The sequence below is a fragment of the Leifsonia sp. ZF2019 genome (assembly GCF_019924635.1).
GTDB lineage: Bacteria > Actinomycetota > Actinomycetes > Actinomycetales > Microbacteriaceae > Leifsonia.
The window spans coordinates 1,525,484-1,549,733 of sequence record NZ_CP065037.1 but is presented as its reverse complement, the minus strand read 5'-3'; the positions used below and the strand labels follow the sequence as shown (position 1 = coordinate 1,549,733).

The 24,250-nt window shown below is 70.1% G+C and carries 23 protein-coding genes; 7 read left to right on the top strand and 16 right to left on the bottom strand.

The window, feature by feature from the left end; all coding sequences use genetic code 11:
• Window positions 1-16 precede the first annotated feature (16 nt).
• Window positions 17-1,510, top strand: coding sequence for a DHA2 family efflux MFS transporter permease subunit (locus IT072_RS07630; RefSeq protein WP_223360348.1), 1,494 nt, complete (start codon window positions 17-19; stop codon window positions 1,508-1,510).
• A 114-nt stretch (window positions 1,511-1,624) separates the two neighbouring features.
• Entirely contained in the window at window positions 1,625-2,638 is a 1,014-nt protein-coding gene (locus tag IT072_RS07625) for a ketopantoate reductase family protein (RefSeq protein ID WP_223360347.1), read from the top strand.
• On the opposite strand, the gene IT072_RS07620 is transcribed toward IT072_RS07625, so the two are convergent.
• Window positions 2,635-3,219 (bottom strand): hypothetical protein, encoded by a 585-nt coding sequence (locus IT072_RS07620; protein WP_223360346.1) that lies wholly within the window; start codon window positions 3,217-3,219, stop codon window positions 2,635-2,637. The genes IT072_RS07625 and IT072_RS07620 overlap by 4 nt on opposite strands.
• A gap of 9 nt (window positions 3,220-3,228) precedes the next feature.
• Window positions 3,229-4,209 (bottom strand): DMT family transporter, encoded by a 981-nt coding sequence (locus IT072_RS07615; RefSeq protein WP_223360345.1) that lies wholly within the window; start codon window positions 4,207-4,209, stop codon window positions 3,229-3,231.
• A gap of 52 nt (window positions 4,210-4,261) precedes the next feature.
• On the opposite strand from IT072_RS07615, the gene IT072_RS07610 reads away from it, so the two are divergent.
• Both IT072_RS07610 and IT072_RS07605 read left to right on the top strand, forming a co-directional pair.
• On the top strand, window positions 4,262-4,819 hold the full coding sequence (locus tag IT072_RS07610) for an ABATE domain-containing protein (protein WP_223360344.1): 558 nt from the start codon (window positions 4,262-4,264) through the stop codon (window positions 4,817-4,819).
• Complete coding sequence (locus IT072_RS07605; RefSeq protein ID WP_223360343.1) at window positions 4,816-5,679, top strand: A/G-specific adenine glycosylase; 864 nt, start codon at window positions 4,816-4,818, stop codon at window positions 5,677-5,679. The genes IT072_RS07610 and IT072_RS07605 overlap by 4 nt, the downstream gene beginning before the upstream one ends.
• Window positions 5,680-5,752: 73 nt before the next feature.
• Here the strand turns inward: IT072_RS07605 and rbfA are convergent, their stop codons facing one another.
• The 4 genes from rbfA to nusA all read right to left on the bottom strand — a co-directional run bounded on the left by rbfA (window position 5,753) and on the right by nusA (window position 10,477).
• Complete coding sequence (rbfA, locus tag IT072_RS07600) at window positions 5,753-6,184, bottom strand: 30S ribosome-binding factor RbfA (protein WP_223360342.1); 432 nt, start codon at window positions 6,182-6,184, stop codon at window positions 5,753-5,755.
• Between the two features lie 80 nt (window positions 6,185-6,264).
• On the bottom strand, window positions 6,265-9,063 hold the full coding sequence (infB, locus tag IT072_RS07595; RefSeq protein WP_223360341.1) for a translation initiation factor IF-2: 2,799 nt from the start codon (window positions 9,061-9,063) through the stop codon (window positions 6,265-6,267).
• Window positions 9,064-9,143: 80 nt separating this feature from the next.
• Window positions 9,144-9,419 (bottom strand): YlxR family protein, encoded by a 276-nt coding sequence (locus IT072_RS07590; protein WP_223360918.1) that lies wholly within the window; start codon window positions 9,417-9,419, stop codon window positions 9,144-9,146.
• A 44-nt stretch (window positions 9,420-9,463) separates the two neighbouring features.
• The gene (nusA, locus tag IT072_RS07585; protein ID WP_223360340.1) at window positions 9,464-10,477 is read right to left on the bottom strand and encodes a transcription termination factor NusA; all 1,014 of its coding nucleotides are present in this window, start codon (window positions 10,475-10,477) and stop codon (window positions 9,464-9,466) included.
• A 129-nt stretch (window positions 10,478-10,606) separates the two neighbouring features.
• On the opposite strand from nusA, the gene IT072_RS07580 reads away from it, so the two are divergent.
• A complete protein-coding gene (locus IT072_RS07580) occupies window positions 10,607-11,389 on the top strand; it encodes a DUF1206 domain-containing protein (protein WP_223360339.1) in 783 nt (260 codons plus the stop codon).
• A 28-nt stretch (window positions 11,390-11,417) separates the two neighbouring features.
• Here IT072_RS07580 and IT072_RS07575 read toward each other — a convergent pair whose 3' ends face one another.
• From IT072_RS07575 to IT072_RS07560, 4 genes are all read right to left on the bottom strand, one after another.
• Window positions 11,418-13,394: an ABC transporter ATP-binding protein gene (locus IT072_RS07575; protein ID WP_308443829.1), complete on the bottom strand. Its 1,977-nt coding sequence runs from the start codon at window positions 13,392-13,394 to the stop codon at window positions 11,418-11,420.
• Entirely contained in the window at window positions 13,391-15,124 is a 1,734-nt protein-coding gene (locus tag IT072_RS07570; RefSeq protein WP_223360338.1) for an ABC transporter ATP-binding protein, read from the bottom strand. The genes IT072_RS07575 and IT072_RS07570 overlap by 4 nt, the downstream gene beginning before the upstream one ends.
• 10 nt (window positions 15,125-15,134) lie before the next feature.
• Window positions 15,135-15,803 carry a TetR/AcrR family transcriptional regulator gene (locus tag IT072_RS07565; protein ID WP_223360337.1) on the bottom strand — a complete coding sequence of 223 codons (669 nt, stop codon included), beginning with the start codon at window positions 15,801-15,803 and terminating at the stop codon, window positions 15,135-15,137.
• Between the two features lie 77 nt (window positions 15,804-15,880).
• The gene (locus IT072_RS07560; protein WP_223360336.1) at window positions 15,881-16,852 is read right to left on the bottom strand and encodes an aldo/keto reductase; all 972 of its coding nucleotides are present in this window, start codon (window positions 16,850-16,852) and stop codon (window positions 15,881-15,883) included.
• Window positions 16,853-17,004: 152 nt separating this feature from the next.
• Here IT072_RS07560 and IT072_RS07555 point away from each other — a divergent pair, with 152 nt between their 5' ends.
• Both IT072_RS07555 and IT072_RS07550 read left to right on the top strand, forming a co-directional pair.
• Complete coding sequence (locus tag IT072_RS07555) at window positions 17,005-17,499, top strand: methylated-DNA--[protein]-cysteine S-methyltransferase (protein ID WP_223360335.1); 495 nt, start codon at window positions 17,005-17,007, stop codon at window positions 17,497-17,499.
• Entirely contained in the window at window positions 17,496-18,167 is a 672-nt protein-coding gene (locus tag IT072_RS07550; protein WP_442786789.1) for a DNA-3-methyladenine glycosylase I, read from the top strand. Before IT072_RS07555 ends, IT072_RS07550 begins: the two co-directional genes overlap by 4 nt.
• 358 nt (window positions 18,168-18,525) lie before the next feature.
• Here the strand turns inward: IT072_RS07550 and IT072_RS07545 are convergent, their stop codons facing one another.
• The 6 genes from IT072_RS07545 to atpA are packed head-to-tail and all read right to left on the bottom strand — an operon-like array spanning window position 18,526 to window position 24,241.
• Window positions 18,526-19,344 carry a YaaA family protein gene (locus IT072_RS07545; RefSeq protein WP_223360334.1) on the bottom strand — a complete coding sequence of 273 codons (819 nt, stop codon included), beginning with the start codon at window positions 19,342-19,344 and terminating at the stop codon, window positions 18,526-18,528.
• Window position 19,345: 1 nt separating this feature from the next.
• The gene (locus IT072_RS07540; RefSeq protein WP_223360333.1) at window positions 19,346-19,903 is read right to left on the bottom strand and encodes an AAA family ATPase; all 558 of its coding nucleotides are present in this window, start codon (window positions 19,901-19,903) and stop codon (window positions 19,346-19,348) included.
• Window position 19,904: 1 nt separating this feature from the next.
• Window positions 19,905-20,165, bottom strand: a complete 261-nt coding sequence (locus IT072_RS07535) for a F0F1 ATP synthase subunit epsilon (protein WP_025157040.1) — start codon at window positions 20,163-20,165, stop codon at window positions 19,905-19,907.
• Window positions 20,166-20,167: 2 nt separating this feature from the next.
• Complete coding sequence (gene atpD / locus IT072_RS07530; RefSeq protein WP_223360332.1) at window positions 20,168-21,631, bottom strand: F0F1 ATP synthase subunit beta; 1,464 nt, start codon at window positions 21,629-21,631, stop codon at window positions 20,168-20,170.
• Window positions 21,632-21,671: 40 nt separating this feature from the next.
• Window positions 21,672-22,571, bottom strand: a complete 900-nt coding sequence (locus tag IT072_RS07525; RefSeq protein WP_223360331.1) for a F0F1 ATP synthase subunit gamma — start codon at window positions 22,569-22,571, stop codon at window positions 21,672-21,674.
• Between the two features lie 32 nt (window positions 22,572-22,603).
• Entirely contained in the window at window positions 22,604-24,241 is a 1,638-nt protein-coding gene (gene atpA, locus IT072_RS07520; protein WP_223360330.1) for a F0F1 ATP synthase subunit alpha, read from the bottom strand.
• Window positions 24,242-24,250 lie beyond the last annotated feature (9 nt).

Below are 24,250 nucleotides of genomic sequence, written 5' to 3'. Positions count from 1 at the left end.
AACAGGACACCCGCTCATGACCGCAACAGACCTCGCCCCGGCCGCCGCGCGTACCGGCCGGCGCATCCCGGTGTGGCTCGCCATCGTGGCGGCCTCGCTCCCGATGTTCATGGCGACGCTCGACAACCTCGTCGTCACCAGCGCCCTCCCGGTGATCGCCCGCGACCTCAGCGCCTCCATCGAGGAGCTGCAGTGGGTCGTCAACGCGTACACGCTGAGCTTCGCCACCCTCATGCTCATGGCCGTCGGCCTCGGCGACCGGTTCGGCCGGCGCACGGTCTTCTTCGGCGGCATCGTCGTCTTCACGGTGGCCAGCGCGGCCGCCGCGCTCGCCACCGAGCCCTGGATGCTCATCGCGGCCCGCGCCGTGCAGGGCGCCGGAGCCGCCGCGCTCCTCCCCCTCTCGCTCACCCTGCTCGCGGGCAGCGTCAGCGCCCGGCTGCGTCCCGCCGCCATCGGGATCTGGGGCGGCATCTCGGGCCTCGGCGTCGCCCTCGGCCCGCTCATCGGTGGCGCCGTGGTCGAGGGATGGAACTGGCAGGCGATCTTCTGGCTCAACGTGCCGCTGGGCGTGATCGCGGTGCCGCTCGTGCTAATCGCCCTCCCGAACAGCTTCGGCGCCCGCGTGCGCTCCGACATCGTCGGCCTCCTGCTGGCCGCCCCCGGTGTCTTCGGACTGGTCTACGGGATCGTCCGCGGCAACGACGCGGGCTGGAGCAGCACCGAGGTGCTCGTCTCGCTGATCGGAGGCAGCGTGCTGCTCGTGGCCTTCGTGCTCTGGGAGTCGCGGACGCCCGCCCCACTCCTGCCCCTGCGGCTGTTCCGCGACCGCAGCTTCACCGCGGCGAACCTGGTCGGCATGACCTTCAGCTTCGGGATCTTCGGGGCGATCTTCATCCTGATCCAGTTCCTGCAGGTGGTGCAGGGCCACACGCCGCTCGAGGCCGGCGTGATGACCATGCCGTGGACCCTCGCGCCGATGGTGGTCGCACCGCTGACGGGCCTGGTCTCGTCGCGGACCGGCACGCGGCTGCCGATCGTGGCAGGCCTCGTGCTCCTCGCGGTGGCCATGGGCTGGATCGCGCTCACCCTCTCCGCCACGCTCCCGTACTCCGAGATGTGGCCGCCGTTCCTGCTCGCCGGCGTCGGCATGGGACTCGTCTTCGCTCCCAGCTCGACGGCCGTGCTCGCCAACATGCGGGGGGCCGATCACGCGAAGGCGTCGGGCACGAACTCCACACTGCGGGAGATCGGCGTCGCCCTCGGCGTCGCCGTGCTCACCGCCGTCTTCACCGGTGCCGGCGGGACGCTCACCCCGACCGGCTACGTGGACGCGGCGATCCCCGCCGTGTGGGTGGGCGCGTCCGCGCTGGCCGTCGCCGCGGTGATCGCCTTCGCGCTCCCCGGCCGTCGCCTGGCCGCCCGGCTTGCGGCGGAGACGGACGACGCAGGCCACGACGACGTCGGCGCGCCCGCCCCGATCGAGGCGGCCCCGGTCCCCGTCCCCTGACGGGCCGCATCCCGATCCGAGGGGTCGCATCCTGCCGCTTCGGCGCGCGCGGAACGGCAGGATGCGACCCCGGTCTCGCGTGGGCAGCAAGCCGCACGACGTAGGCTGGTCCGCGTGCGGATCGGCGTCATCGGAGCAGGAGCGATCGGCGGCGCCGTCGCGGCGCTGCTCGACCGCGTCGGCCATCTGGTCGAGGTGACCGCACGCGGCGAGCACCTCGCGGCGATCCGCCGGGACGGCCTCCGGCTCGACGGCGGCTGGGGCGAGCACACGGCCCGGGTCGACGCCGCCGAGACGCTGCAGTCGACGCCCGAGCTGGTCTTCCTCTGCACGAAGGCACAGGATGCGCGGGCTGCCATCGAGGAGAACGCGCACCTCCTGCGCGGCATCACCGTCGTGGTCGTGCAGAACGGCCTCGCCGGTCTCCGGCAGGCGAGCGAGCTCCTGCCGGACTCGGACTGCGTCGGCGCGCTCGCCCTCTACGCCTCCAGCTACCTCTCCCCCGGCCGCATCACGGTGACGACCACCGCCAACACCTACCTGGGTGCTGGAGACGGACCTCCCCCGGCGTCCGCCGTCGCCGCCGCGGGCGTCCTCGACGCGGCCATGCCCGCCTTCGCGGTCGCGAACTTCACCGGCGCGCAGTGGACCAAGCTCATCGTCAACCAGGTGAACGCCATGCCCGCGATCACCGGGCTGAGCGTCCAGCAGACGCTCGGCGACCGGGCGCTCCGCGCCATCGTGACCGCGAGCATGCAGGAGGCGACTCGCGTCGGCTTCGACCGCGGCATCCGCTATGGGAGCATCCAGGGCCTCGACGATCGAATCCTGCGGTTCGTCGCCCGGGCCCCCCGCTGGGCGGCGCAGATCGTCCCGCTGCTCATGAGGCGCCGGATGGGCGCGACGCCCAACCCGGGGTCGACGCTGCAGAGCATCCGCCGCGGCCAGCGCAGTGAGATCGACTACCTGAACGGCGCAGTCGTCGCCGAGGCCGCGGAGCTCGGCCGGGCCGCTCCCGTGAACGCCGCCCTCACCGCGCTCGTGCACGAGGTCGAGCACGCGGGCGCATTCGTGCCCCGCCCGGTCGTGCTCGATCGGCTCCGGCCCCTCCTGCAGGCCCCGCGCTAACCCTCGCGGGCGACGCGGCGGGGTGCGGCAGGGTCCGCCTCGTCGACGAGTACCCCGGCGTGCGCGCGAGGGTCGGCGTCGGCCAGGTAGGCCGGGTTCTGCGGCTCGTCCACGAGCAGCACGGAGGCGTTCCACTCGTCCCGCAGGCTCGGCCGCAGCAGGAACTCGCCGTCGAGCACGAGCACGGCGTCGGGGCCCGCACTCAGCCACCTGCTCTCGGCGGGCGCGTCGCGCGCCTCGTCGAACGCGACGGTCTGGAAGCCGGCGCTTCCACCCAGCCGGAACGGGTCGATCAGCACCCGGCGCAGCGTCACCTCGTCATACGCGCCGCAATAGTAGCCCTCCACGGTCTCGGGGCCGAGCCGGGTGCGGTCCGCGTGGGAGCGGTGGAAGTCGCGCATCGACGCGCGCACCACGTCGGCGCCCGCCTCGTCGAAGACCGCCGCCAGGTCGTCGGCGAACGCCGTGCCCCCGGGTCCGCCGTCGACCGCCACGATGACGCGACCGGCGCGCCCGTCCTGCCGCAGCTCCCGCGCAAGCTCGCGCAGGAACAGCACGCGCGGGGTCGGCGGCAGTCTCATGCCCCGAGCCTAGGCGGCGCTCCGCTCGGCGTCACGGGTCTGCTCGCGCTCGTCATCCGGGCGCGGCCCCTCCACTGCGGCGGCCTCGCGCCCGTCCGCGGCCGCACGGCGCCGGGACCGCCGCTCCGGCAGCACGACCAGTCCGGTGCCGACGAGGGTGATCACCAGTCCGACGCCCAGCATCGGCGTCAGCGCCTGCCCGAGGAACGGGGCGGCCAGCACGGCGGTGAACGACGGGATGAGGTTGCTCCACGCGCTCAAGGTCGCACCTGTGTGGTGCCGGAGCATCTGACCGAGCAGCCACATCCCGAGCACCGAGTTCACGAGGCCGATCCAGGCGAGAGGGAGGAGGGCCTCCGGCGTGAGCGGGATACCGACGCCGCCGGTCAGCTCCGCAGCCACGAACGTGATCGGCGCCGCCACGAGGAACTGGATCGCGACGCTGACCCAACTGTCGACACCGTGCAGCCGCTTGCGCTGCAGCAGCGAGCCTCCCGCGTAGCCGACGGCCGCACTGAAGGCCGCGAAGACCCCGACGGGGCCGCTCGGCACGCCGAGGTGGTCGGCGAGGGCGACAGCGACGCCGACGAAGCCGAGGATCACCCCGACCAGACGTCGGCCGCCGAGCTTCTCGTGCAGCACCGGCACCGCTCCGATGGCGATCATGAGCGACGAGCTCCCCGCGATGAGCGAGGTCAGCCCGGCCGGCATCCCGAGACCCATGGCCGTGTAGTTGCCGCCGAACTGGACCACCTGGATGAGGAGCCCCACCGCGAGCACCGGCCACCACTGCCGCCAGCCCCGCGGCCAGCGGGCACGGCGGAGGGCGACCACCACGAGGACGACGACGCCCGCGATCGCGAACCGCCAGAACGTCATGGCGAATGGTCGCATGGTGTGCAGCCCCAGGGCGCCGGCGATGTACCCCGAGCCGTAGATCGGCAGGAACAGGACGGGCAGAACGCGGGGCCACCAACTGTAACGGTTCACAGCGTTACGATTGCATGCCCGGGGTAACGTGTCAAGCCGTTACACTGTCGGCATGGCAGAACTCGACTTCGTCTACAACACGGGAGCCGCGTGGACCGACCTGCTCGGCACCGTCCGCTACCCCTACGTCGAGGATCCGCTCGAACGCCTCGACTCCCCCGGGCGCCTCGCAGAGTGGCTCGCCGCCGTCGGCCTCGCCCCGACCGTCCCGCCCACGGACGACGACCTCCTCCTCGCGCGCGCGACCCGCGAGGCGCTCCGCACCCTCGCGGACGGGGCCCTCGGGGTGCCGTTCCGCCCAGACGCCCCCAGCGCCGCGGACGCCGCCCGCACGCTCGGCGAACTCGGCGCAGGAGCCCCCGCCTTCGAGCTGACCGGGAACGCCTCACTGCGCCCGCAGAGCCCCTCCGACACCCGCGCCGCCCTCGCCCGTATCGTCGCGGCGGCGACCACAGACCTCGGGCACCACCCGCAGGACTTCGGCGAGTGCAGCGACCCCGGCTGCCGCAAGATCTACCTGGACCCGAGTCACGTGCGCAAGGCCTGCTGCGACACCTGCTCGACGCGGCTGCGCGTGCGCGCCTACCGCGAACGGACCAAGCGCGCGTGAGCCTCGCGACCGAGGTCGTCGACTGGTACCACGCCAACCGCCGCGACCTCCCCTGGCGACGCGACGGGTTCACCGCGTGGGGGACGCTCGTCAGCGAGTTCATGCTCCAGCAGACGCCCGTCTCGCGGGTGATCCCGCGGCTCGAGGAGTGGCTGGAGCGGTGGCCGACACCCGCGGACCTGGCGTCGGTGCCGCCCGGAGAGGCGGTCCGTGCCTGGCAGTCGCTCGGCTACCCCCGCCGTGCGCTGTGGCTGCACGCGGCGGCCGTCGCCATCACCGAGAGGCACGGCGGCGTCGTCCCCGACGATGTGACCGAGCTGCTCGCCCTGCCCGGCATCGGCGATTACACCGCCCGCGCGGTCGCGGTCTTCGCGTACGGCGAACGGCACCCGGTAGTCGACACGAACATCCGCCGCGTCATTGCCCGGGCCGTCGACGGCCAGGCGGAACCCGCGCCGCCGAGCGCCCGGCGCGATCTCGCCGCGATGGAGGCGCTTTTGCCGGCGGATCGACCGGCCGCGGCCGCATTCAATGCCGGAATGATGGAGCTCGGCGCGATCGTCTGCATCGCCCGTTCGCCGCACTGCGACGAGTGCCCGCTGCGCGATCGCTGCGCGTGGCGGGCGGCCGGCTACCCGGAATACGACGGACCCCGCAAGGCCGTGCAGAAGAAGTACGAGGGCAGCGACCGCCAGGTGCGCGGCCGCATCCTCGCCGAACTGCGGGCGTCCCACATCCCCGTCACCGCCGCCGAGCTCGAGGGCGTATGGCCCGACGCGGCGCAGCGCGACCGCGCCCTCGCCGGGCTGCTCGCAGACGGCCTGGCCGTCCGGTCCCAGGGCGGCTACACCCTCCCGTAACCCGACGGCTCCCGCCGAAGTTCACGTCGTTGCGCTCAAAACCGCGGAATGAGCGCAACGACGTGAACCTCGGTCACTCCTCTTCGTCGCGCGGTTTGACGTACGGGTCTTCGTCGCCCGCGTAGGCGGCGCCGGCGGCCAGACCGGCCACCGCGGTGTCGCGCTCGCGCGCCTCGCGGAGCAGGTCCTCGATGTGCGCGGCGTTCTCCGGGATGGCGTCGAGCTGGAACTCCAGCGTCGGCGTCAGACGCGCCGTGATGTTCTTGCCCACCTCGCTGCGGAGCATCCCGGTGGCGGCCTTGAGCGCCGCCGCCGAGCCTTCGCGCTCCTCGTCGGTGCCGTAGACGGTGTAGAACACGGTGGCGTGCTGGAGGTCGCCCGTCACCTGCACGTCCGTGATGGTCACGAACCCGAGGCGCGGGTCGCGCAGGCCGCGGTCGAGCCGCTTGGCGATGATGACCTTGATTCTGTCAGCGAGCTTCCTCGCGCGTGCCGGATCGGCCATTGCTGTCTCCTCTTCCTTCCGGATGGACGGTGAAGCCGGAAGGCCCGGCGGATCACCGCCGGGCCTTCCGTGCATCCGTCTCAGACGCGGGGCTTCTCCCGCAGCTCAGTGGTCTCGATCTCGTCGCCGACCTGGATGTCGTTGTACTTGCCGAGGCCGATACCCGCCTCGAAGTCCGTGCGGACCTCGGTGACGTCGTCCTTGAACCGGCGCAGCGACTCGATGGCGAGGTTGTCGCCCACCACGACGCCGTCGCGGATGACGCGCGCCTTGGCGTTGCGCGTGATCGTCCCGGACCGGACGATGACACCGGCGATGTTGCCGAACTTCGAGGAGCGGAACACCTCGCGGATCTCGGCCACACCCGACTGGACCTCTTCGAACTCGGGCTTGAGCATGCCCTTGAGCGAGTTCTCGATGTCCTCGATCGCGTTGTAGATGACCGAGTAGAAGCGCACGTCGACACCCTCGCGGGCGGCACGCTCGCGGGCCTTGACGTCCGGGCGGACGTTGAAGCCGATCACGATCGCGTTGTCGATGGTCGCCAGGTCGATGTCCGACTCGGTGATCGCGCCGACACCGCGGTGCAGGATGCGCAGGCTGACCGAGTCGTCGACCTCGATCTTCATGAGCGACTCCTCCAGCGCCTCCACGGCACCGGACACGTCGCCCTTGATGATGAGGTTGAGCGCCTCGACCTTGCCCTCTTCCAGAGCGCGGGTGAAGTCCTCGAGCGAGATGCGCTTGCGGGCCTTGGCCAGCTGCGCGTTGCGCTCGGCGGCCTCGCGCTTCTCGGCGATCTGACGGGCCGTGCGGTCCTCCTCGGTGACGAGGAAGGTGTCGCCGGCGCGCGGGACGCTCGACAGACCCTGCACCTGGACCGGACGCGACGGGGCGGCCTCGAAGACGGCCTCGCCGTTCTCGTCCGCCATCGCGCGGACGCGGCCGTAGGCGGTGCCCGCCACGATCGCGTCGCCGACGCGGAGCGTCCCGGACTGGATCAGCACGGTCGCGACAGCACCGCGGCCCTTGTCGAGCTTGGCCTCGATCGCGACACCGCGGGCGTCCTTGTTCGGGTTCGCACGCAGGTCGAGACCGGCGTCGGCGGTGAGCAGCACCGCGTCCAGGAGGTCCTGGATGCCGATGTTGTTCCGCGCGGACACGTCGACGAACATGACGTCGCCGCCGTACTCCTCGGCCACCAGGCCGAACTCGGTGAGCTGCTGGCGCACCTTGGCCGGGTTGGCCTCGGGCTTGTCGATCTTGTTGACCGCGACCACGATCGGAACGCCGGCCGCCTGGGCGTGGTTCAGCGCCTCCACCGTCTGCGGCATGATGCCGTCGTCGGCCGCGACCACGAGGATCGCGATGTCGGTCACCTGCGCACCACGGGCACGCATGGCGGTGAACGCCTCGTGACCCGGGGTGTCGATGAAGGTGATCGCGCGCTCGATGCCCTCGTGCTCGGTCCACACCTGGTACGCACCGATGTGCTGGGTGATGCCGCCGGCCTCGCCCTCGACGACGTTCGCGCTGCGGATGGCGTCGAGGAGTCGCGTCTTACCGTGGTCGACATGGCCCATGACCGTGACCACCGGCGGGCGGATCTCGAGATCCTCGTCGGACTCGTTCTCCAGCTCGGCGTCGAGGTCGATGTCGAAGCCCTCGAGGAGCTCCTTGTCCTCGTCCTCCGGGGAGACGACCTGGATCTTGTACCCCAGCTCCTCGCCGAGGATCTGGAAGGTGGCCTCGTCGAGCGACTCGGTCGCGGTCGCCATCTCGCCCAGGTGGAAGAGGACGGTGACCAGCGACGCGGGGTTCGCGTCGATCTTGTCGGCGAAGTCCGAGATGGACGAGCCACGACGCAGTCGGACGACCGTGCCGCCGTCGCCGCGGGGAACGGTCACGCCGCCCAGCGACGGGGCCTCCCGCATCTCGAATTCCTGACGCTTCGCGCGCTTCGACTTCCGGGCCTTGCTCTTGCCGCCACCGCGGCCGAACGCGCCGGCCGTGCCGCCGCCCGGTCCACGACCGCGACCGCCGCCACCGCCCGGGCGCGGGCCGGAGAACCCACCGGCCGTGCCGGGAGCGCCACCGGGACGCTGGAAGCCGCCGCCACCGGCGCCACCGGGACGCTGCTGGAAGCCGGGACGAGCTCCGCCGCCCTGGCGATTGCCGCCGGGGCGCCCCTGGCCGCCGCCCTGACCGGGCGCGCCGATGCGCGGCGAGCCCGGACGCGGCGGAGCGGGACGCGGGATGTTGCTCGGGGTGGGGCGCTGGCCCATTCCCTGCGAGCTCGAGAACGGGTTGTTGCCCGGACGGGGCTGCGCGGGACGCTGGCCCATGCCCTGGTTGGACGAGTAGGGGTTGTTGCCCGGGCGCGGTGCGCCGGGACGCGGCGCACTGCTGCCGCCGGGGCGCGGCGCGGACGACGGCTTGGCCGCGTCGGCCGGGCCCGCCGCCGAGGGCGTTCCGGCCTGCGGCGCCGACTGTGCGGCGGTCTGCGCGGCGGCCTTGTCGGCGGCGGCCTTCTCGGCCGCTGCCTTCTCGGCTGCGGCCTGGCGCTCGGCGACCGACATCGGCGCCTGCGGCTTGGGCGCGCCGGACTCGGCCTCGGCTGAGGCCGCCTGGGGACGCGGGCCGGGCGTGGCACCCGGACGCGGCCCGGGCGCGGGCGCCTTGGGAGCGGCCGCTGCGGCCTTCTCGGGGGTGAAGCCTTCCGCCTCCAGAGCGGCGCGCAGCTTGCGGGCTACCGGGGGTTCGATGCTCGAGGACGGTCCCTTGACGAACTCGCCCATCTCTTTGAGCTTCGCGAGCGCGACCTTGCTGTCGACGCCGAGTTCGCTCGCGACCTCATGTACGCGTGGTTTTGCAGCCACAATTCTCCTGTCTGGGGCCTACCCCGGACAGGGCAGGCGTTAGTAGCGGACGGGACTCATTTCGAGCCGCTCATCGGTTGTCACTCATGTGAAGTCACTTGTTCTTCAGCCTGTTCTCGTAGGTAGGCCCGGATGGCCGTCGGGTCGAGCGCTCGCTCCACCCTCAACGCGCGCCCGAAGGCCCGCCGCTTGAGGGCGATGTCGAGACACTCGTCGACCGGATGCAGCCACGCGCCTCGCCCGGGGAGCGTGGCGGATCGATCCACCACGAGTTCCGAATTCCGGGCGACGACCCTCAGAAGAGAGGATCGGGGAGCGCGAGAACGGCATCCGACGCACGTTCTGACAGCTTCCATCTTACACCCGCGCGCCGACCACACCGGTCGACGCACGGCCCCTCCTACTCCCGATCGAGGATCGAATCCGGCTGGATGTCGATCTTCGCGCCCGTCAGCTTCGCAGCGAGGCGGGCGTTCTGACCCTCCTTGCCGATCGCGAGCGAGAGCTGGTAGTCGGGCACGAGCGCCCGCACGGCCTTGAGAGACTCGTCGATCACGAACGCGCTCGTCACCTTCGCGGGCGACAGGGCGCTCGAGACGAACGTCGCGAGGTCGGGCGAGTAGTCGACGATGTCGATCTTCTCGTTGTTGAGCTCCGCGGTCACCGCGCGCACGCGCTGCCCGAGCTCGCCGATGCACGCGCCCTTGGCGTTGATGCCGGGCTCGGTCGCGCGCACGGCGATCTTGGTGCGGTGGCCCGCCTCCCGCGCCAGAGACACGATCTCGACGACACCGCTCGCGATCTCCGGGACCTCGAGGGCGAACAGCTTGCGGACGAGCGCCGGGTGGGTGCGCGACACGGTGATCGACGGACCCTTCGGGCCCTTGGCGACGCTCGTGACGTAGACGCGGATGCGCGAGCCGTGGGTGTATTCCTCGCCCGGAACCTGCTCCTCGGGCGGGAGGATCGCCTCCACGCTGCCCAGGTCGACGTGGATCATGCGCGGGTTCGGTCCCTGCTGGATGACGCCGGCGACGATGTCGCCCTCGCGGCCGCGGAACTCCCCGAGCACGGCGTCGTCCGCGATGTCGCGCAGACGCTGATTGATGACCTGCTTCGCGGCGAAGGCGGCGATGCGGCCGAAGTCGCTCGGGCTGTCCTCGGCTTCGCCGACGACGTTGCCCTCCTCGTCGCGCTCGGGCACGAAGACGGTGACGTGGCCGGTCTTGCGGTCGAGCTGTACGCGCGCGGCCGGGACCTCGTCCGCGTGGCTGTGGCCGTGGCGGTGGTCAGCCTGGTTGGTGTGCTTCAGGTAGGCGGTGAGAATCGCCTGCTCGATGATGTGCACCAGTTCGTCGAACGGGATCTCCTTCTCGCGCTCCATGAGACGCAAGACGCTGAGGTCGATGTCCATGCCGGCCTCCTCTATTCAGATTGCGCCGCCGCGCGATGGCACAGCGGACTCGACTATCTACGGTACCCGAGATTCGGGGAACGTGGGACCCTCGCCCGCTGCCGGACCCGCGCGGGTACCGTGCACCGCATGAGCGCCCCCACCCGAGCCGCCGCCACCGCCGAACGCAACCCCGTCGTGCGTGCCCTCGCCCGCGTCGGTCTCGCGACGATCGGCCTCCTCCACATCCTGATCGGCGCGATCGCCGTCGCGATCGCGGCGGGCGGGAGCGGAGACGCCGACCAGTCCGGCGCCCTGCAAGCGGTCGTCGCGGTGCCGGGCGGACTGTTCGCCGTATGGCTGGCCGCGGTGGGTCTGATCGTCCTCGCCTTGTGGCAGATCCTCGTCGCCATGCGGGCGCAGCGCACGGGCACGCGGCTCGTCGAACTCGGCAAGTGCGTGCTCTACGCGGCACTCGCCGTCCTGGCGATCTCGATCGCGCTCGGCGGCTCGCACGACTCCTCGTCGTCGGAGAAGACGCTGAGCGCGCGCCTCCTCGCCCAGCCCGGAGGCGTGTTCGTGCTCGCCCTCGTCGGGCTCGCCATCATCGCGGGAGGCGTCGTCTTCCTCCGCAACGGGATCACGCGCCGCTTCGAGCGCGACCTGCGCCTCCCCCCGAACGCGCTGGCCGGGGTGACGACGACACTCGGCCGCATCGGCTACATCGCGAAGGGCGTCGCGCTGCTCCTCGTCGGCGGCCTCGTGGTCGCCGGCGCCGTGACCTACGACCCCGGGAAAGCAGGCGGGCTCGATGGCAGTCTGAAGGCGCTGGTCGGGCTCCCCTTCGGACCCGTCCTCCTCATCCTCATCGCAGTCGGCCTGATCGCCTACGGCGTGTTCTGGCTGGTGCGATCGGTCGCCGCCCGCCTCTGAGCCCTGCCGTTCACGTGAGCCGTGCCGTTCACGCCTCCTCGGCGGGGGCGGCGAACTGCGCGTTGTAGAGCGAGTAGTACGCCCCGCCACGTGCGAGGAGTTCCGCGTGGGTGCCCTGCTCGACGATGCTCCCCGCCTCCATCACCAGGATGAGGTCGGCGTCCCGGATGGTCGAGAGACGGTGCGCGATCACGAAGGATGTGCGGTCGGCCCGCAGCGCGCTCATCGCCTTCTGCACGAGGAGCTCGGTGCGCGTGTCCACCGACGAGGTCGCCTCGTCGAGGATCAGCACGCTCGGCCGGGCGAGGAACGCGCGCGCGATGGTCAGCAGTTGCTTCTCCCCCGCCGAGACATTGCCTCCCTCGTCGTCCAGTACCGTGTCGTAGCCGTCGGGCAGCGAGCGCACGAAACGGTCGACGTAGGTGGCCTTCGCCGCGGCGACGATCTCCTCCTCCGTCGCGCCAGGACGGCCGTACGCGATGTTGTCGCGGATGGTGCCCTGGAACAGCCAGGTGTCCTGCAGCACCATCCCCATGCGACTGCGGAGGTCGTGGCGCGTCATCGACGCGATGTCGACGCCGTCGAGCGTGATGCGTCCGCCGTTCAGCTCGTAGAACCGCATCATGAGGTTGACGAGCGTCGTCTTGCCCGCTCCGGTCGGCCCCACGATCGCCACCGTCTGGCCCGGCTCGGCGACCAGCGAGAGGTCATCGATCAGGGGTTTGTCCTCGCTGTACCGGAACGAGACGTCCTCGAACGCGAGCCGGCCCTTCGTCCCGGCAGGGCTCTGCGGCTGCGCGGGGTCGGGAGTCTGCTCCTCGGCGTCGAGCAGCTCGAACACCCGCTCGGAGCTCGCGACGCCCGACTGCAGCAGGTTGGCCATCGAGCCGAGCTGCGTCAGCGGCTGAGTGAACTGGCGGGAGTACTGGATGAACGCCGTCACGTCGCCGAGCTGCATCGCGCCGCTCGCGACCTGGAGGCCGCCGACGACCGCGATCGCGACGTACATCAGGTTCCCGACGAACATCATCGCCGGCATGATGATGCCGGAGACGAACTGCGCGCCGAAGCTCGCCTCGTACATCTCTTGGTTCTTCGCCCCGAAGCGCTCCTCGACCTCGCGGTGCCGACCGAACACCTTCACCAGCGCGTGGCCGGTGAAGGCTTCCTCGATCTGGCCGTTCAGCTCGCCCGTGTTCCTCCACTGCGCGACGAAGAGCTTCTGCGAGCGCTTCGCGATCAGCGCGGTGATCAGCAGTGTCAGCGGGATCGTGACGAGCGCGATCACCGCGAGCAGCGGCGAGACGACGAACATCATGACGACGACGCCGACGATGGTCAGCAACGACGTGAGGAGCTGGCTCATCGACTGCTGCAGGGTCTGCGAGATGTTGTCGATGTCGTTGGTGACCCGGCTGAGAAGCTCGCCGCGCTGCATCGTGTCGAAGTAGGTCAGCGGGAGGCGGTTGATCTTCTCCTCCACGTCCTGGCGCAGCCGGTACACCGTCCGCTGGGTCACGCCGTTGAGCACATACGCCTGCAGGTAGCTGAACACCGACGATGCGACGTAGAGCGCGAGCACCCACATGAGCACGTGCCCGACGGCGACGAAGTCGATTCCAGCGCCGGGGGTGAACGTCGTCCCGGAGAGGAGATCGGCGAACTGGCCCTGGCCCTCCGCGCGGAGCCCGGCGATCACCTGTGACTGGCTCACTCCGGCCGGGAACTGCTTCGAGAGCGCTCCGGCGAACACCAGGTTGATCGCGTTGCCGAGGAGTTTGGGTCCGAGCACGGCGAACACGACGCTCACCACGGCGAGCAGGGCCACGAAGACGATCGGCCAGCGCTCCGGCTTCAACTGGCCGGCCAGCCGGCGCGCAGACGGCCCGAAGTTCAGGGACTTCTCGGCGGGCATCCCCATGCCGCCGAACGGGCCACCGCCTCCGGGGCCGCGCCGCACGGGCGGACGGGCGGGGGCCGGCCGGTCCTCGGTGTCCTGGCTCATGCCGCCTCCTCCGCGGTCAGCTGCGACGAGACGATCTCGGCGTAGGTGGGGTTGCTCTCGAGGAGCTCCTCGTGCGTGCCGCGGCCGACCACACGACCGTCCTCGAGCACGATGATCTGGTCCGCATCGACGATGGTCGAGACGCGCTGCGCGACCACGATCATCGTCGCGTCGGCGACCGAGCGGGCGAGTGCCGCGCGCAACCGGGCATCGGTTGCGGTGTCGAGGGCGGAGAACGAGTCGTCGAACACGTAGATCTCGGGCCGCTTGACGAGAGCGCGCGCGATCGCGAGCCGCTGCCGCTGGCCGCCGGAGACGTTCGTGCCGCCCTGGGCGATCGGCGCGTCGAGCCCCTCGGGCATCGCCTCGACGAAGTCCCTCGCCTGGGCGATCTCGAGGGCCCGCCAGAGTTCGTCGTCCGTCGCATCCGGTTTGCCGTAGCGGAGGTTGGAGGCCACGGTCCCCGAGAAGAGATAGGGCTTCTGAGGCACCAGACCGATGCGCGACCAGAGCAGCTCCGGGTCGAGCTCCGCGGCGTCCACGCCGTCCACCAGCACGAGGCCGCCCGTCGCGTCGAACAGCCGCGGCACCAGGTTCACCAAGGTGGTCTTGCCCGAGCCCGTGCTGCCGATGATGGCCGTGGTCTCCCCCGCCCTGGCGAGGAACGTCACGTCGCTGAGCACAGGCGATTCCGCGCCGGGATAGGCGAAGCTGACGTCCACGAACTCGACGGTGCCGTGGGAGGGCAGCGCGGTCACCGGGTTCTCGGGAGCGTGGACGGACGGCTCGGTGGCGAGGAGCTCTCCGATCCGGTCGGCGCACACCGCGGCGCGCGGCACGAGCACCGCCATCATCGTCGACATCATGACGCCCATGAGGATCTGCATGAGGTACTGCAGGAACGCCGTCAGCGTTCCGATCTGCATCGATCCGTCGTCGACGCGGAAGGCGCCGAACCAGATCACGGCCACGCTCGACACGTTGAGCACGAGCATCACGATGGGGAACATCAGCGCGAAGAGCCGGCCCGCCTTGAGCGCCGTCTCGGTCACCTCGTCGTTGGCGACCGTGAAGCGCGCCGTCTCGACGTCCTCACGGACGAACGCCCGCACGACGCGGATTCCGGTGAGCTGCTCCCGCAGCACGCGGTTGACGCGGTCGATCCGCTCCTGCATCCTGCGGAACAGGGGCACCATGCGGGTGATGATCAGGCCGACCGCGACGAGCAGGACGGGCACGCTCACGGCGATGAGCCAGGAGAGCTCGAGGTCCTGCTGCATGGCGAGCACGATGCCGCCGACCGCGAGGATGGGCGCGGACACCAGGAGCGTGCACGTCATGAGCACGAGCATCTGGACCTGCTGCACGTCGTTCGTGGTGCGGGTGATGAGCGACGGCGCCCCGAACCGCGAGACCTCACGCTCCGAGAACTCCCCCACTTTGTGGAAGACGGCCGTGCGCAGATCGCGGCCGACCCGCATCGCGACCTTGGCGCCGAAGTACACCGCGGCGATGGAGCAGGCCACCTGCACGAGGGTGACGCCGAGCATCCCGGCGCCGACGGTCAGGATGTAGCCTGCGTCGCCCTTGGCGATGCCGTTGTCGGTGATGTCGGCGTTGAGCGTCGGCAACCAGAGCGAGAGCAGCGACTGGCCGAGCTGGAACACCACCACCCCGACGAGCAGCCGCCAATGAGGCCGGAGGAACCGGCCGAGCAGTCTCAGGAGCATGTGCGACCTCCTAGTGGTGAGCCGCGTCGGCGGCGGGAGCGGCGCCCGAGGGCGTGAAGACGACGAACGGGCGCCCGGCGACGCCGAGGAGCGCGATCCGGGCGAGCTCGTCCACGCTGAACTCGATCCCCTCGTTGAGGGCCGGGAACGCGGACGAGAAGCTGATCAGACGGAGCACGTAGGCGACGCGCTCCGGCGGGAGGTTGAGGGCCGCCGCCTCCGGCTCGATGATGCGGGCGATGATGTGCGCGAACTCGTGGCGCTCCTGCGGCACGCTCGGACGCTCCGGACCGATGACGGCCATCATGCGCATCACGCTCTGGAAGCGCTCGCGCATCAGGAAGATGACCGCGCGGATCTTGTGCTCGAGCGGCAGGGCGGGATCGATCGCCCGCAGCGCGTCCCTGAGCGGCTCGGGATCGAGGTACTTCTCGATCGCGGCGGCGACCAGGGTCTCCTTGTCGCCGAAGGCACGGAAGACGGTGCCTTCCGCTATGCCCGCGGCCTCCGCGATCTGACGGGTGGTCACCCCGCGGCCGTGCTCGATGAGCAGCGGGATGACCGCGTCGATGATCATGGCCTTGCGGTCGTCCGGCGAGAGGGGTTGCGCGCGCGATCGCGCCTCGCGCGCGAGTCGCTCCGGCCCGGCCTCCGCGGAGGGGGCGTCTTCCCTGATCACGGTGGCGATGCTACGCGGAGTGAGTGCTCACTCACAACGCACACCCGTTCGCCCACGGCGAACAGGCTCCCTCCCCGCTACGGCACGACGGCGAAGATCTCCGAGATGCGCGCCACCTCCTCGACGGTCGGCGTCCACGCGGTGGCCGCCTCGGCGTTCGCCACGATCTGCTCCGGCTTCGTGGCACCGGCGATCACACTCGTGAGTCCCGGCTGCGCGAGCAGCCACGCGAAGGTCGCCGCGAGCATGGTCACCCCGCGCTCGTCGCAGAACGCCTGGTACTCCTCGATGCGGTCCCAGGGCGCGTCGTCGAGCAGGTGCTTGCGGATCATCATGATGCGGCTGTCGGCTGGGCCACCCTCCCGCGAGAACTTGCCGGTGAAGAGACCGTTGTAGAGCGGGAAGAAAGGCAGGAACCCCAGGCCGTAGGCGGTGACCGCCGGAAGGACCTCGCGCTCCGCGTCGCGTACGAGCAGGCTGTACTCGTTCTGCGCGGAGACGAACTTCGGATGCCCGTGCAGTCGAGCCGTGAACTCCGCCTCGGCGATCTGCCAGCCGGCCAGGTTGGAGTGGCCGATGTACCGGATCTTGCCTTCGGCGATCAGGTCGTCGAGGGTCGCGAGGGTCTCCTCGATCGGTGTGACGCCGTCCGGCCGATGCAGCTGGTAGAGGTCGATCCAGTCGGTGCGGAGGCGGCGCAGCGAGGCCTCCACCGCCAGGCGGATGTAGCGGCGTGAAGCGCGCGCTCCCCAATCGGGGCCGTTGGTCCCCGCCATGTCCATGCCGAACTTGGTGGCGAGGACGATGCGATCGCGCTTGCCCGCGAGGGCCTTGCCCATCAACGACTCCGAGAGCCCGCGCTCGGCGCCGTAGATGTCGGCCGTGTCGAAGAACGTGACGCCCGCATCGATGGCGGCGCCGATCACGGCGTCGGTGCCCTCCTGCGTCTCGGTGACGGTGCCGGTGCGGCCGAAGTTGTTGCAGCCGAGACCGATCGTCGAGACGACGAGGCCGGAATCGCCGAGCGTGCGGTAGTCGATGTTCGCCATGCCCCGAGTCTAGGACGGGGTGCGGCCGCTCCCGCCCGGTTCGAGCGCGCGGGAGCGGCCTGCGCCCATCCACAGCGAGGCCACCGACGCCCCGTGTCCCCAATGTCCGATTTCCGCGAGCCTCCGTCGGTGGCTGCTCCTAGAGTCGACACATGACCAGCTTCGCGTACCTCCTCCGCACCACGAGTCCGATCGGCAGGATCGAGCTCACCGGCGACGGCGATGCCGTGACCTCGCTCTCGATCGAGCGCGGCGGCCGCCTCCCGCTCGACGAGCATCCTGAACGCAGCGGGGGCGTCCTCGACGAGGCGGCGCGCCAGCTTGCGGAGTACTTCGCCGGCGACAGGCGCGAGTTCGACGTGCCGGTGCGGTTCGAGGGCACACCGTTTCGACGAGCGGTGTGGGAGCGGCTGCAGAGCCTCGAGTTCGGCACGCTCACCTCGTACGGCGAGCTCGGGCTCTCGCTCGGCTACAGCGGGTACGGGCGCGCCATCGGCGGCGCCGTCGGAGCGAACCCGGTGCCGATCATCGTGGGCTGCCACCGCGTGCTGTCCACGAGCGGAAAGGTGACGGGCTACAGCGGCGGCGAGGGCGTCCCGACCAAACTGTGGCTCCTGGAGCACGAGGGGATCCTGCTGGCCGCATGAGCATCGACGAGACGAACGCCGCCGCCACGAACGCCGCCGCCACCAACGCCGCTGGCCGCGCCATCGATTCCGACGCAGGATCCACTCCGGTGCGCGCCGCCCTGGCCCGGGGCGACGACGGTCTCGACCGCTGCTCCTGGTCCGCCTCCGATGCGGAGTACCGCCGCTATCACGACGAGGAGTGGGGCCGCGAGCAGCGCGATCCGCGTGCGCTGTACGAGAAGCTCTCCCTGGAGGGGTTCCAGGCGGGGCTCTCGTGGATCACAATCCTGCGCCGTCGCCCGGCCTTCCGGGAGGTGTTCCTCGGCTTCGAGCCGGAGCGGGTCGCGGCGATGACGGAGGACGACGTGCTGCGCCTGCTCGGAGACGAGCGGATCATCCGGCACCGCGGCAAGATCGAAGCGACGATCTCCAACGCGCGCGCCGTCCTCGGCCTCGACGTGCCCCTCGAGGAGCTTCTGTGGGGCTTCGCTCCCCCGAGGGCTCCGGAGAGCGCACGGCCGCGCGCGTGGGGCGACGTGCCGGCCGTCACGCCCGAATCGACCGCTCTGAGCAAGGAGCTGCGCCGACGGGGCTTCCGCTTCGTCGGGCCGACCACCATGTACGCCCTGATGCAGGCGACCGGGATGGTGGACGACCACTTCGCCGGGTGCTTCCGGGCCGCCTGACGGCGGGGCACCGCGGCCCGCAGCCGCAGACACGGCCGGACTGACGGACGAATAGTCGGGCCGACGGAGGCGTGTTGTCGAGGGTCGTTTCTCGCTGGCGACGGTGACACTCCGCTCGTGCCCGACCGCACGCGGTACCGCACCACCATCACACACGACCCCGACACCGACGTGGGATGACACGTCGAGAGCTTCGTCGGCCCGACTATTCCGCGAGTCGCGCTGACACCCCCGCGGCGTCCCGCTTCTCGGATCGGAGATCCCTTCTCGCTTAGTGTGAGTTTATCTCACTTTCCCGTGAATGCAAGAGTGAATCGACACGAAGAGGAGCGAGCGTCACACACGGGTGCGGCGGAGCCTACGCGGCGTCGCTCCGCAATACGGCCATCAGCCTGTCGGGCGAACCGGCGACCTCCGGGACCACGAGCTCGAGATCGCCCGAGCCGTCCGCGGCCCCCGCCAGCTCGTACCGTTCGGTCGCTGCCCAGTCGAGCAGGTCCGTGGTCGTGGCGAAGTCGATGCCGGCCTCGACGAGGGCGCGGGTCAGCAGGCCCTTGGCCTGCTTGTTGAAGTGATTGAGGGCACGGACGTTTCCACTCTCGTCGCGGGCGAGCACGCGGACGTAATGGGCCCCGCGCCGACGCGGGATCGGCCCCAACGCGGCATAGCCCTCGGACCGGAGATCCAGGATGAGACCGTCTCGCTCCTCCAGCACGGCGCCCGACGTCGGCGCCCAGCGTCTCTTGAGCGACGGCACCCCGCGCTCGAACGAGAGTCGCGAGTCGAACGACAGCCGGTAGGCCGGGATGAGGTCCGCCGCACCCACGAGGCCGAGCAGCGCCGACTGCACTGCGACGGTGGACGCAGCGAATCCCAGCGCGTCCGGTGCCAGCGTCTGCGGCGCGAGCGCATCGTAGAGCACTCCGGTGTACCGCTCGAGTGCGGACATCGTCGGTGAGGTGAGGATGGCGCGGTTGCGATCGACCTCGCCGGCCTGCTTGGGGCCGAGCTTGAGCGCGCGGACCGCAGCGTCGCGATCCGCCGAGAGCGTCAGCACAGCGTCGATGACCTCGCGACGCACGGAGGTGAGCGAGGGGTGGCTGAGCAGGTCCAGGTCGAGCGGCGCACCCACTCCCCCGTCCCTCTTCGTCTCGGAGGGCGGCAGGAGGATCAGCACGCTAGCGTCCGACGAAGGCGACCGCCGCCTCGACGTTCTGGCCGAGCGGCTGGGAGGTGTCCAGGGTGATGCGGGGCAGCGCCGCGCTGGCGCCCTTCCACTCCGCGTAGTCCTCGATGCTCTGCTCGACGGCGTAGCCCGTGATCGGCGTCTCGCGCTTGCTCAACCGGTCGCGGTGCAGCTCTTCGTCGTCGCAGACGGTCTCCACGACGTGCAGGGAGACGCCGCAGCGCTCCGCGAGATCCCGCCACTGCAGGCGGGCCGGCTCGACCGCGTTCACCGCGTCGACGACGACGGAGCGGCCCGAGACGAGCACCTGCTCGGCCATGGTCTCCGCCACGAGGTAGGCGGCGAGGCCGGTCGGCTGGTCGGAGTCGATGCCTGCGCGCAGGATCGACGCCTCGATGGGATCGACGGAGATCGCGGTCGCGCCGATGCGGCTCGCGACGATCTCGCCGATCGTGGACTTGCCGGAGCCGGGCAGCCCCGCCATCACCACCAGCACGGGGACGCGGACGTCACCGAACTGGCGGTCGAGGGGGGCTGCCGGCTCCGCCATGTCAGACGAGCTCCGCCTGGCGGGCCACGACGGTGACCGTGTTGTTCTCCACGGAGAGGAAGCCGTCGTCGGCCTGCGCCGTGATCGACTCCCCGCCGTTCAGGGTCACGCGCACCTCGCCGGAGGCGAGAATGGCCAGCAGCGGCTCGTGGCCGGGCAGGATACCGATCTGCCCTTCCACGGTCCGAGCAACGACCATGCTCGCCTCGCCCGACCACACTTCGTGGTCGGCGGCGACGACGCTCACGTTGAGAACAGCCATGATCAGCCGTTCTCCTTCTGGATCTGCGCCCACTTCTCCTCGACGTCAGAGATCGCACCGACGTTGAAGAAGGCCTGCTCGGCGACGTGGTCGAACTCGCCCTTGGCGATGGCGTCGAACGACTCGATGGTGTCCTTGAGCGGAACGGTCGAGCCCTCGACACCGGTGAACTTCTTCGCCATGTAGGTGTTCTGCGAGAGGAACTGCTGGATGCGGCGCGCACGCGACACCGTGATCTTGTCCTCTTCGGAGAGCTCGTCGACACCGAGGATGGCGATGATCTCCTGCAGTTCCTTGTTCTTCTGCAGGATCTGCTTGACCGTGGTTGCCACGCGGTAGTGGTCCTCGCCCAGGTAACGGGGGTCGAGGATGCGCGAGGTCGACGTCAGCGGGTCGACGGCCGGGTACAGGCCCTTCGACGCGATCTCACGGGAGAGCTCGGTCGTGGCGTCGAGGTGGGCGAAGGTGGTCGCCGGCGCCGGGTCGGTGTAGTCGTCCGCGGGGACGTAGATCGCCTGCAGCGAGGTGATCGAGTGTCCACGCGTCGAGGTGATGCGCTCCTGGAGGAGGCCCATCTCGTCGGCGAGGTTCGGCTGGTAGCCCACGGCGGACGGCATGCGGCCCAGCAGGGTCGAGACCTCGGAGCCGGCCTGGGTGAAGCGGAAGATGTTGTCGATGAAGAGCAGCACGTCCTGCTTCTGCACGTCGCGGAAGTACTCCGCCATCGTCAGCGCCGACAGGGCGACGCGCAGACGCGTTCCCGGCGGCTCGTCCATCTGGCCGAAGACGAGCGCGGTCTTGTCGAAGACGCCCGCCTCCTCCATCTCGTGGATGAGGTCGTTGCCCTCACGAGTGCGCTCGCCGACACCGGCGAACACCGACACACCGCCGTGGTCCTGCGCGACGCGCTGGATCATCTCCTGGATGAGGACGGTCTTGCCGACGCCCGCACCACCGAAGAGGCCGATCTTGCCACCCTGCACGTACGGCGTCAGGAGGTCGATGACCTTGATGCCGGTCTCGAAGAGCTGGGTCTTCGACTCGAGCTGGTCGAACGACGGCGGCTGGCGGTGGATCGGCCAGCGCTCGGTGATCTCGATCTTCTCGCCCGGCTCGGCGTTGAGCACCTGGCCGGTGACGTCGAACACCTTGCCCTTGGTCACGTCGCCGACGGGCACCGAGATGGGGGCGCCGGTGTCGCGGACCTCGCCGCCGCGGACGAGGCCGTCCGTCGGCTTCAGCGCGATGGCGCGGACCAGGTCGTCACCGAGGTGCTGGGCGACCTCGAGGGTGATCTCGGTCGACTGCTCACCGATGGTGATGGTGGTCTTCAGAGCGTTGTAGATGCCCGGGATCGAGTCGTGCGGGAACTCGATGTCGACGACCGGACCGGTGACGCGGGCGATGCGTCCCACGCCGGCCGGCTGCGCGGTCGAAGCCTGGGCCTCGGCGGTAGCGGTAGTCATGATTCGTTCTCTTCTCGTTGTGAAACTTCTCGGCCGGATGTCACTTGGCGCCGCTCAGCGCGTCCGCGCCGCCGACGATCTCGGAGATCTGCTGGGTGATCTCGGCCTGACGGGCGTTGTTCGCGAGGCGCGTGTAGTCGGTGATGAGCTTGTCGGCGTTGTCGCTCGCCGCCTTCATCGCCTTCTGCGTCGCAGCGTGCTTGGAGGCGGCCGACTGCAGCATGGCGTTGAAGATGCGGCTCTCGATGTAGACCGGGAGCAGCGAGTCCAGCACCGTCTCGACGTCCGGCTCGAACTCGTAGAGGGGGAGGACCTGGCTGCGGTCCGGCTCCTCCACACCCTCGACGACCTCCAGCGGGAGGAGGCGGACGACCTGCGGCTCCTGGGTCAGCATGCTGACGAAGCGGTTGTAGATGACGTGGATCTCGTCCACGCCGCCGTCCGATGCGTCGCGCAGGAAGGACTCCAGGATCGCGTCGCTGACCTCCTTGGCCTGCTCGAACTCCGGCGCGTCGGTGTTGCCCGTCCACACCCGCTCGAACGCGCGCCGACGGAAGCTGAAGTAGCCCTGCGCCTTGCGTCCGATGAGGAAGTAGACGACGTCCTTGCCCTGGCTGCGGAGCAGCTCGGCGAGCTTCTCCGACTCCTTGAGCACGTTCGAGTTGAACGCGCCCGCGAGGCCGCGGTCCGACGAGAAGATGACGATCGCGGCGCGCTCGATCTTCTCCGGCTCCGTGGTCAGGACGTGCTCGACGTTCGAGTAGGTCGCCACCGCCGACACCGCGCGCGTGATCGCGCGGGCGTACGGCGACGAGGCGGCCACCCGCGCCTGCGCCTTCTGGATGCGTGAGGCGGAGATCAGCTCCATCGCACGGGTGATCTTCTTGGTCGTCTGGGCAGATCTGATCTTCTGCCGGTAGACCCGAAGCTGTGCTCCCATGTGTCTCCTAAGTTCCTACTGAGCGTGCCGGCTCAGCGCTTCGCCTTGACGATGCGCTCCTGGTCGACGTCCTCTTCCGCGATGGCCTCGAACTCCTCGCGCCCGACCGAGGCGAGCGGCTTGCCCTCTCCGGTCTGGAACTCGAGCTTGAACTTGTCGACCTCGGCGCCGAGCGCCTCGACCGTGCTGTCGTCGAGGACGTTGGTCTCGCGGAGCGTGGTCAGGATGTCGGTGTTGCGGCGCAGGTGGTCGAGCAGCTCGGATTCGAAGCGGAGCACGTCCTCGACGGCGACCTCGTCCAGCTTGCCGTTGGTGCCGGCCCAGATCGAGACGACCTGCTCCTCCACCGGGTACGGCGAGTACTGCGGCTGCTTGAGCAGCTCGGTGAGGCGCGCGCCACGGGCGAGCTGGCGGCGGCTGGCCGCATCGAGGTCGGACGCGAACATCGCGAACGCCTCGAGCGAGCGGTACTGGGCGAGCTCGAGCTTGAGCGTGCCGGAGACCTTCTTGATCGACTTGACCTGCGCGTCGCCGCCGACTCGGGAGACCGAGATTCCGACGTCCACGGCGGGACGCTGGTTGGCGTTGAAGAGGTCCGACTGGAGGAAGATCTGGCCGTCGGTGATCGAGATCACGTTGGTCGGGATGTACGCGGAGACGTCGTTCGCCTTGGTCTCGATGATCGGCAGACCGGTCATCGAGCCGGCGCCCAGCTCGTCGGAGAGCTTGGCGCAACGCTCCAGCAGGCGGGAGTGCAGGTAGAAGACGTCACCCGGGTAGGCCTCGCGTCCCGGCGGACGGCGGAGGAGGAGGGACACGGCGCGGTAGGCCTCTGCCTGCTTCGACAGGTCGTCGAAGATGATGAGGACGTGCTTGCCGCCGTACATCCAGTGCTGGCCGATGGCGGAGCCGGTGTACGGGGCGAGGTACTTGAAGCCGGCCGGGTCGGAGGCGGGGGCCGCGACGATGGTGGTGTACTCCATCGCGCCGGCGTCCTCGAGCGCGCCCTTCACCGAGGCGATGGTCGAGCCCTTCTGGCCGATGGCGACGTAGATGCAGCGGACCTGCTTGTTGACGTCGCCCGACTCCCAGTTGGCCTTCTGGTTGATGATCGTGTCGATCGCGATGGCCGTCTTGCCGGTCTGGCGGTCGCCGATGATCAGCTGACGCTGGCCGCGGCCGACGGGGATCATGGCGTCGATGGCCTTGATGCCGGTCTGGAGCGGCTCGTGCACCGACTTGCGCTGCATGACGCCGGGGGCCTGGAGCTCGAGCTCGCGGCGACCCTCCGAGGCGATCTCGCCGAGACCGTCGATCGGGTTGCCCAGCGGGTCGACCACGCGGCCGAGGTAGCCGTCGCCGACCGGCACGGAGAGGACCTCGCCGGTGCGGGTCACCTCCATGCCCTCGACGATCTGGTCGAACTCGCCGAGGACGACGACGCCGACCTCGTTCTCGTCGAGGTTCTGGGCCAGGCCCAGGGTGCCGTTCGCGAAGCGGATGAGCTCGTTGGCCATCACGCCCGGGAGGCCCTCGACGTGCGCGATGCCGTCGGAGGCGTCGAGGACGTGTCCGACCTCGGTGGTCTCCGCCTTGGTCGGCTCGTACTGGGACACGAAGTCCTTGAGCGCGTCCCGGATCTCGTCGGGGCTGATCTGAATGTCTGCCATCGTTAGTTC

Bases quoted from the DNA above. Each gene is read 5' to 3' on its own strand.
- IT072_RS07630 (WP_223360348.1), top strand. From the start codon at position 17: ATGACCGCAACAGACCTCGCCCCGGCCGCCGCGCGTACCGGCCGGCGC.
- IT072_RS07620 (WP_223360346.1), bottom strand. From the start codon at position 3,219: ATGAGACTGCCGCCGACCCCGCGCGTGCTGTTCCTGCGCGAGCTTGCG.
- IT072_RS07610 (WP_223360344.1), top strand. From the start codon at position 4,262: ATGGCAGAACTCGACTTCGTCTACAACACGGGAGCCGCGTGGACCGAC.
- rbfA (WP_223360342.1), bottom strand. From the start codon at position 6,184: ATGGCCGATCCGGCACGCGCGAGGAAGCTCGCTGACAGAATCAAGGTC.
- IT072_RS07590 (WP_223360918.1), bottom strand. From the start codon at position 9,419: ATGGAAGCTGTCAGAACGTGCGTCGGATGCCGTTCTCGCGCTCCCCGA.
- nusA (WP_223360340.1), bottom strand. From the start codon at position 10,477: ATGGACATCGACCTCAGCGTCTTGCGTCTCATGGAGCGCGAGAAGGAG.
- IT072_RS07580 (WP_223360339.1), top strand. From the start codon at position 10,607: ATGAGCGCCCCCACCCGAGCCGCCGCCACCGCCGAACGCAACCCCGTC.
- IT072_RS07575 (WP_308443829.1), bottom strand. From the start codon at position 13,394: ATGAGCCAGGACACCGAGGACCGGCCGGCCCCCGCCCGTCCGCCCGTG.
- IT072_RS07570 (WP_223360338.1), bottom strand. From the start codon at position 15,124: ATGCTCCTGAGACTGCTCGGCCGGTTCCTCCGGCCTCATTGGCGGCTG.
- IT072_RS07560 (WP_223360336.1), bottom strand. From the start codon at position 16,852: ATGGCGAACATCGACTACCGCACGCTCGGCGATTCCGGCCTCGTCGTC.
- IT072_RS07555 (WP_223360335.1), top strand. From the start codon at position 17,005: ATGACCAGCTTCGCGTACCTCCTCCGCACCACGAGTCCGATCGGCAGG.
- IT072_RS07550 (WP_442786789.1), top strand. From the start codon at position 17,496: ATGAGCATCGACGAGACGAACGCCGCCGCCACGAACGCCGCCGCCACC.
- IT072_RS07540 (WP_223360333.1), bottom strand. From the start codon at position 19,903: ATGGCGGAGCCGGCAGCCCCCCTCGACCGCCAGTTCGGTGACGTCCGC.
- IT072_RS07535 (WP_025157040.1), bottom strand. From the start codon at position 20,165: ATGGCTGTTCTCAACGTGAGCGTCGTCGCCGCCGACCACGAAGTGTGG.
- atpD (WP_223360332.1), bottom strand. From the start codon at position 21,631: ATGACTACCGCTACCGCCGAGGCCCAGGCTTCGACCGCGCAGCCGGCC.
- IT072_RS07525 (WP_223360331.1), bottom strand. From the start codon at position 22,571: ATGGGAGCACAGCTTCGGGTCTACCGGCAGAAGATCAGATCTGCCCAG.
- atpA (WP_223360330.1), bottom strand. From the start codon at position 24,241: ATGGCAGACATTCAGATCAGCCCCGACGAGATCCGGGACGCGCTCAAG.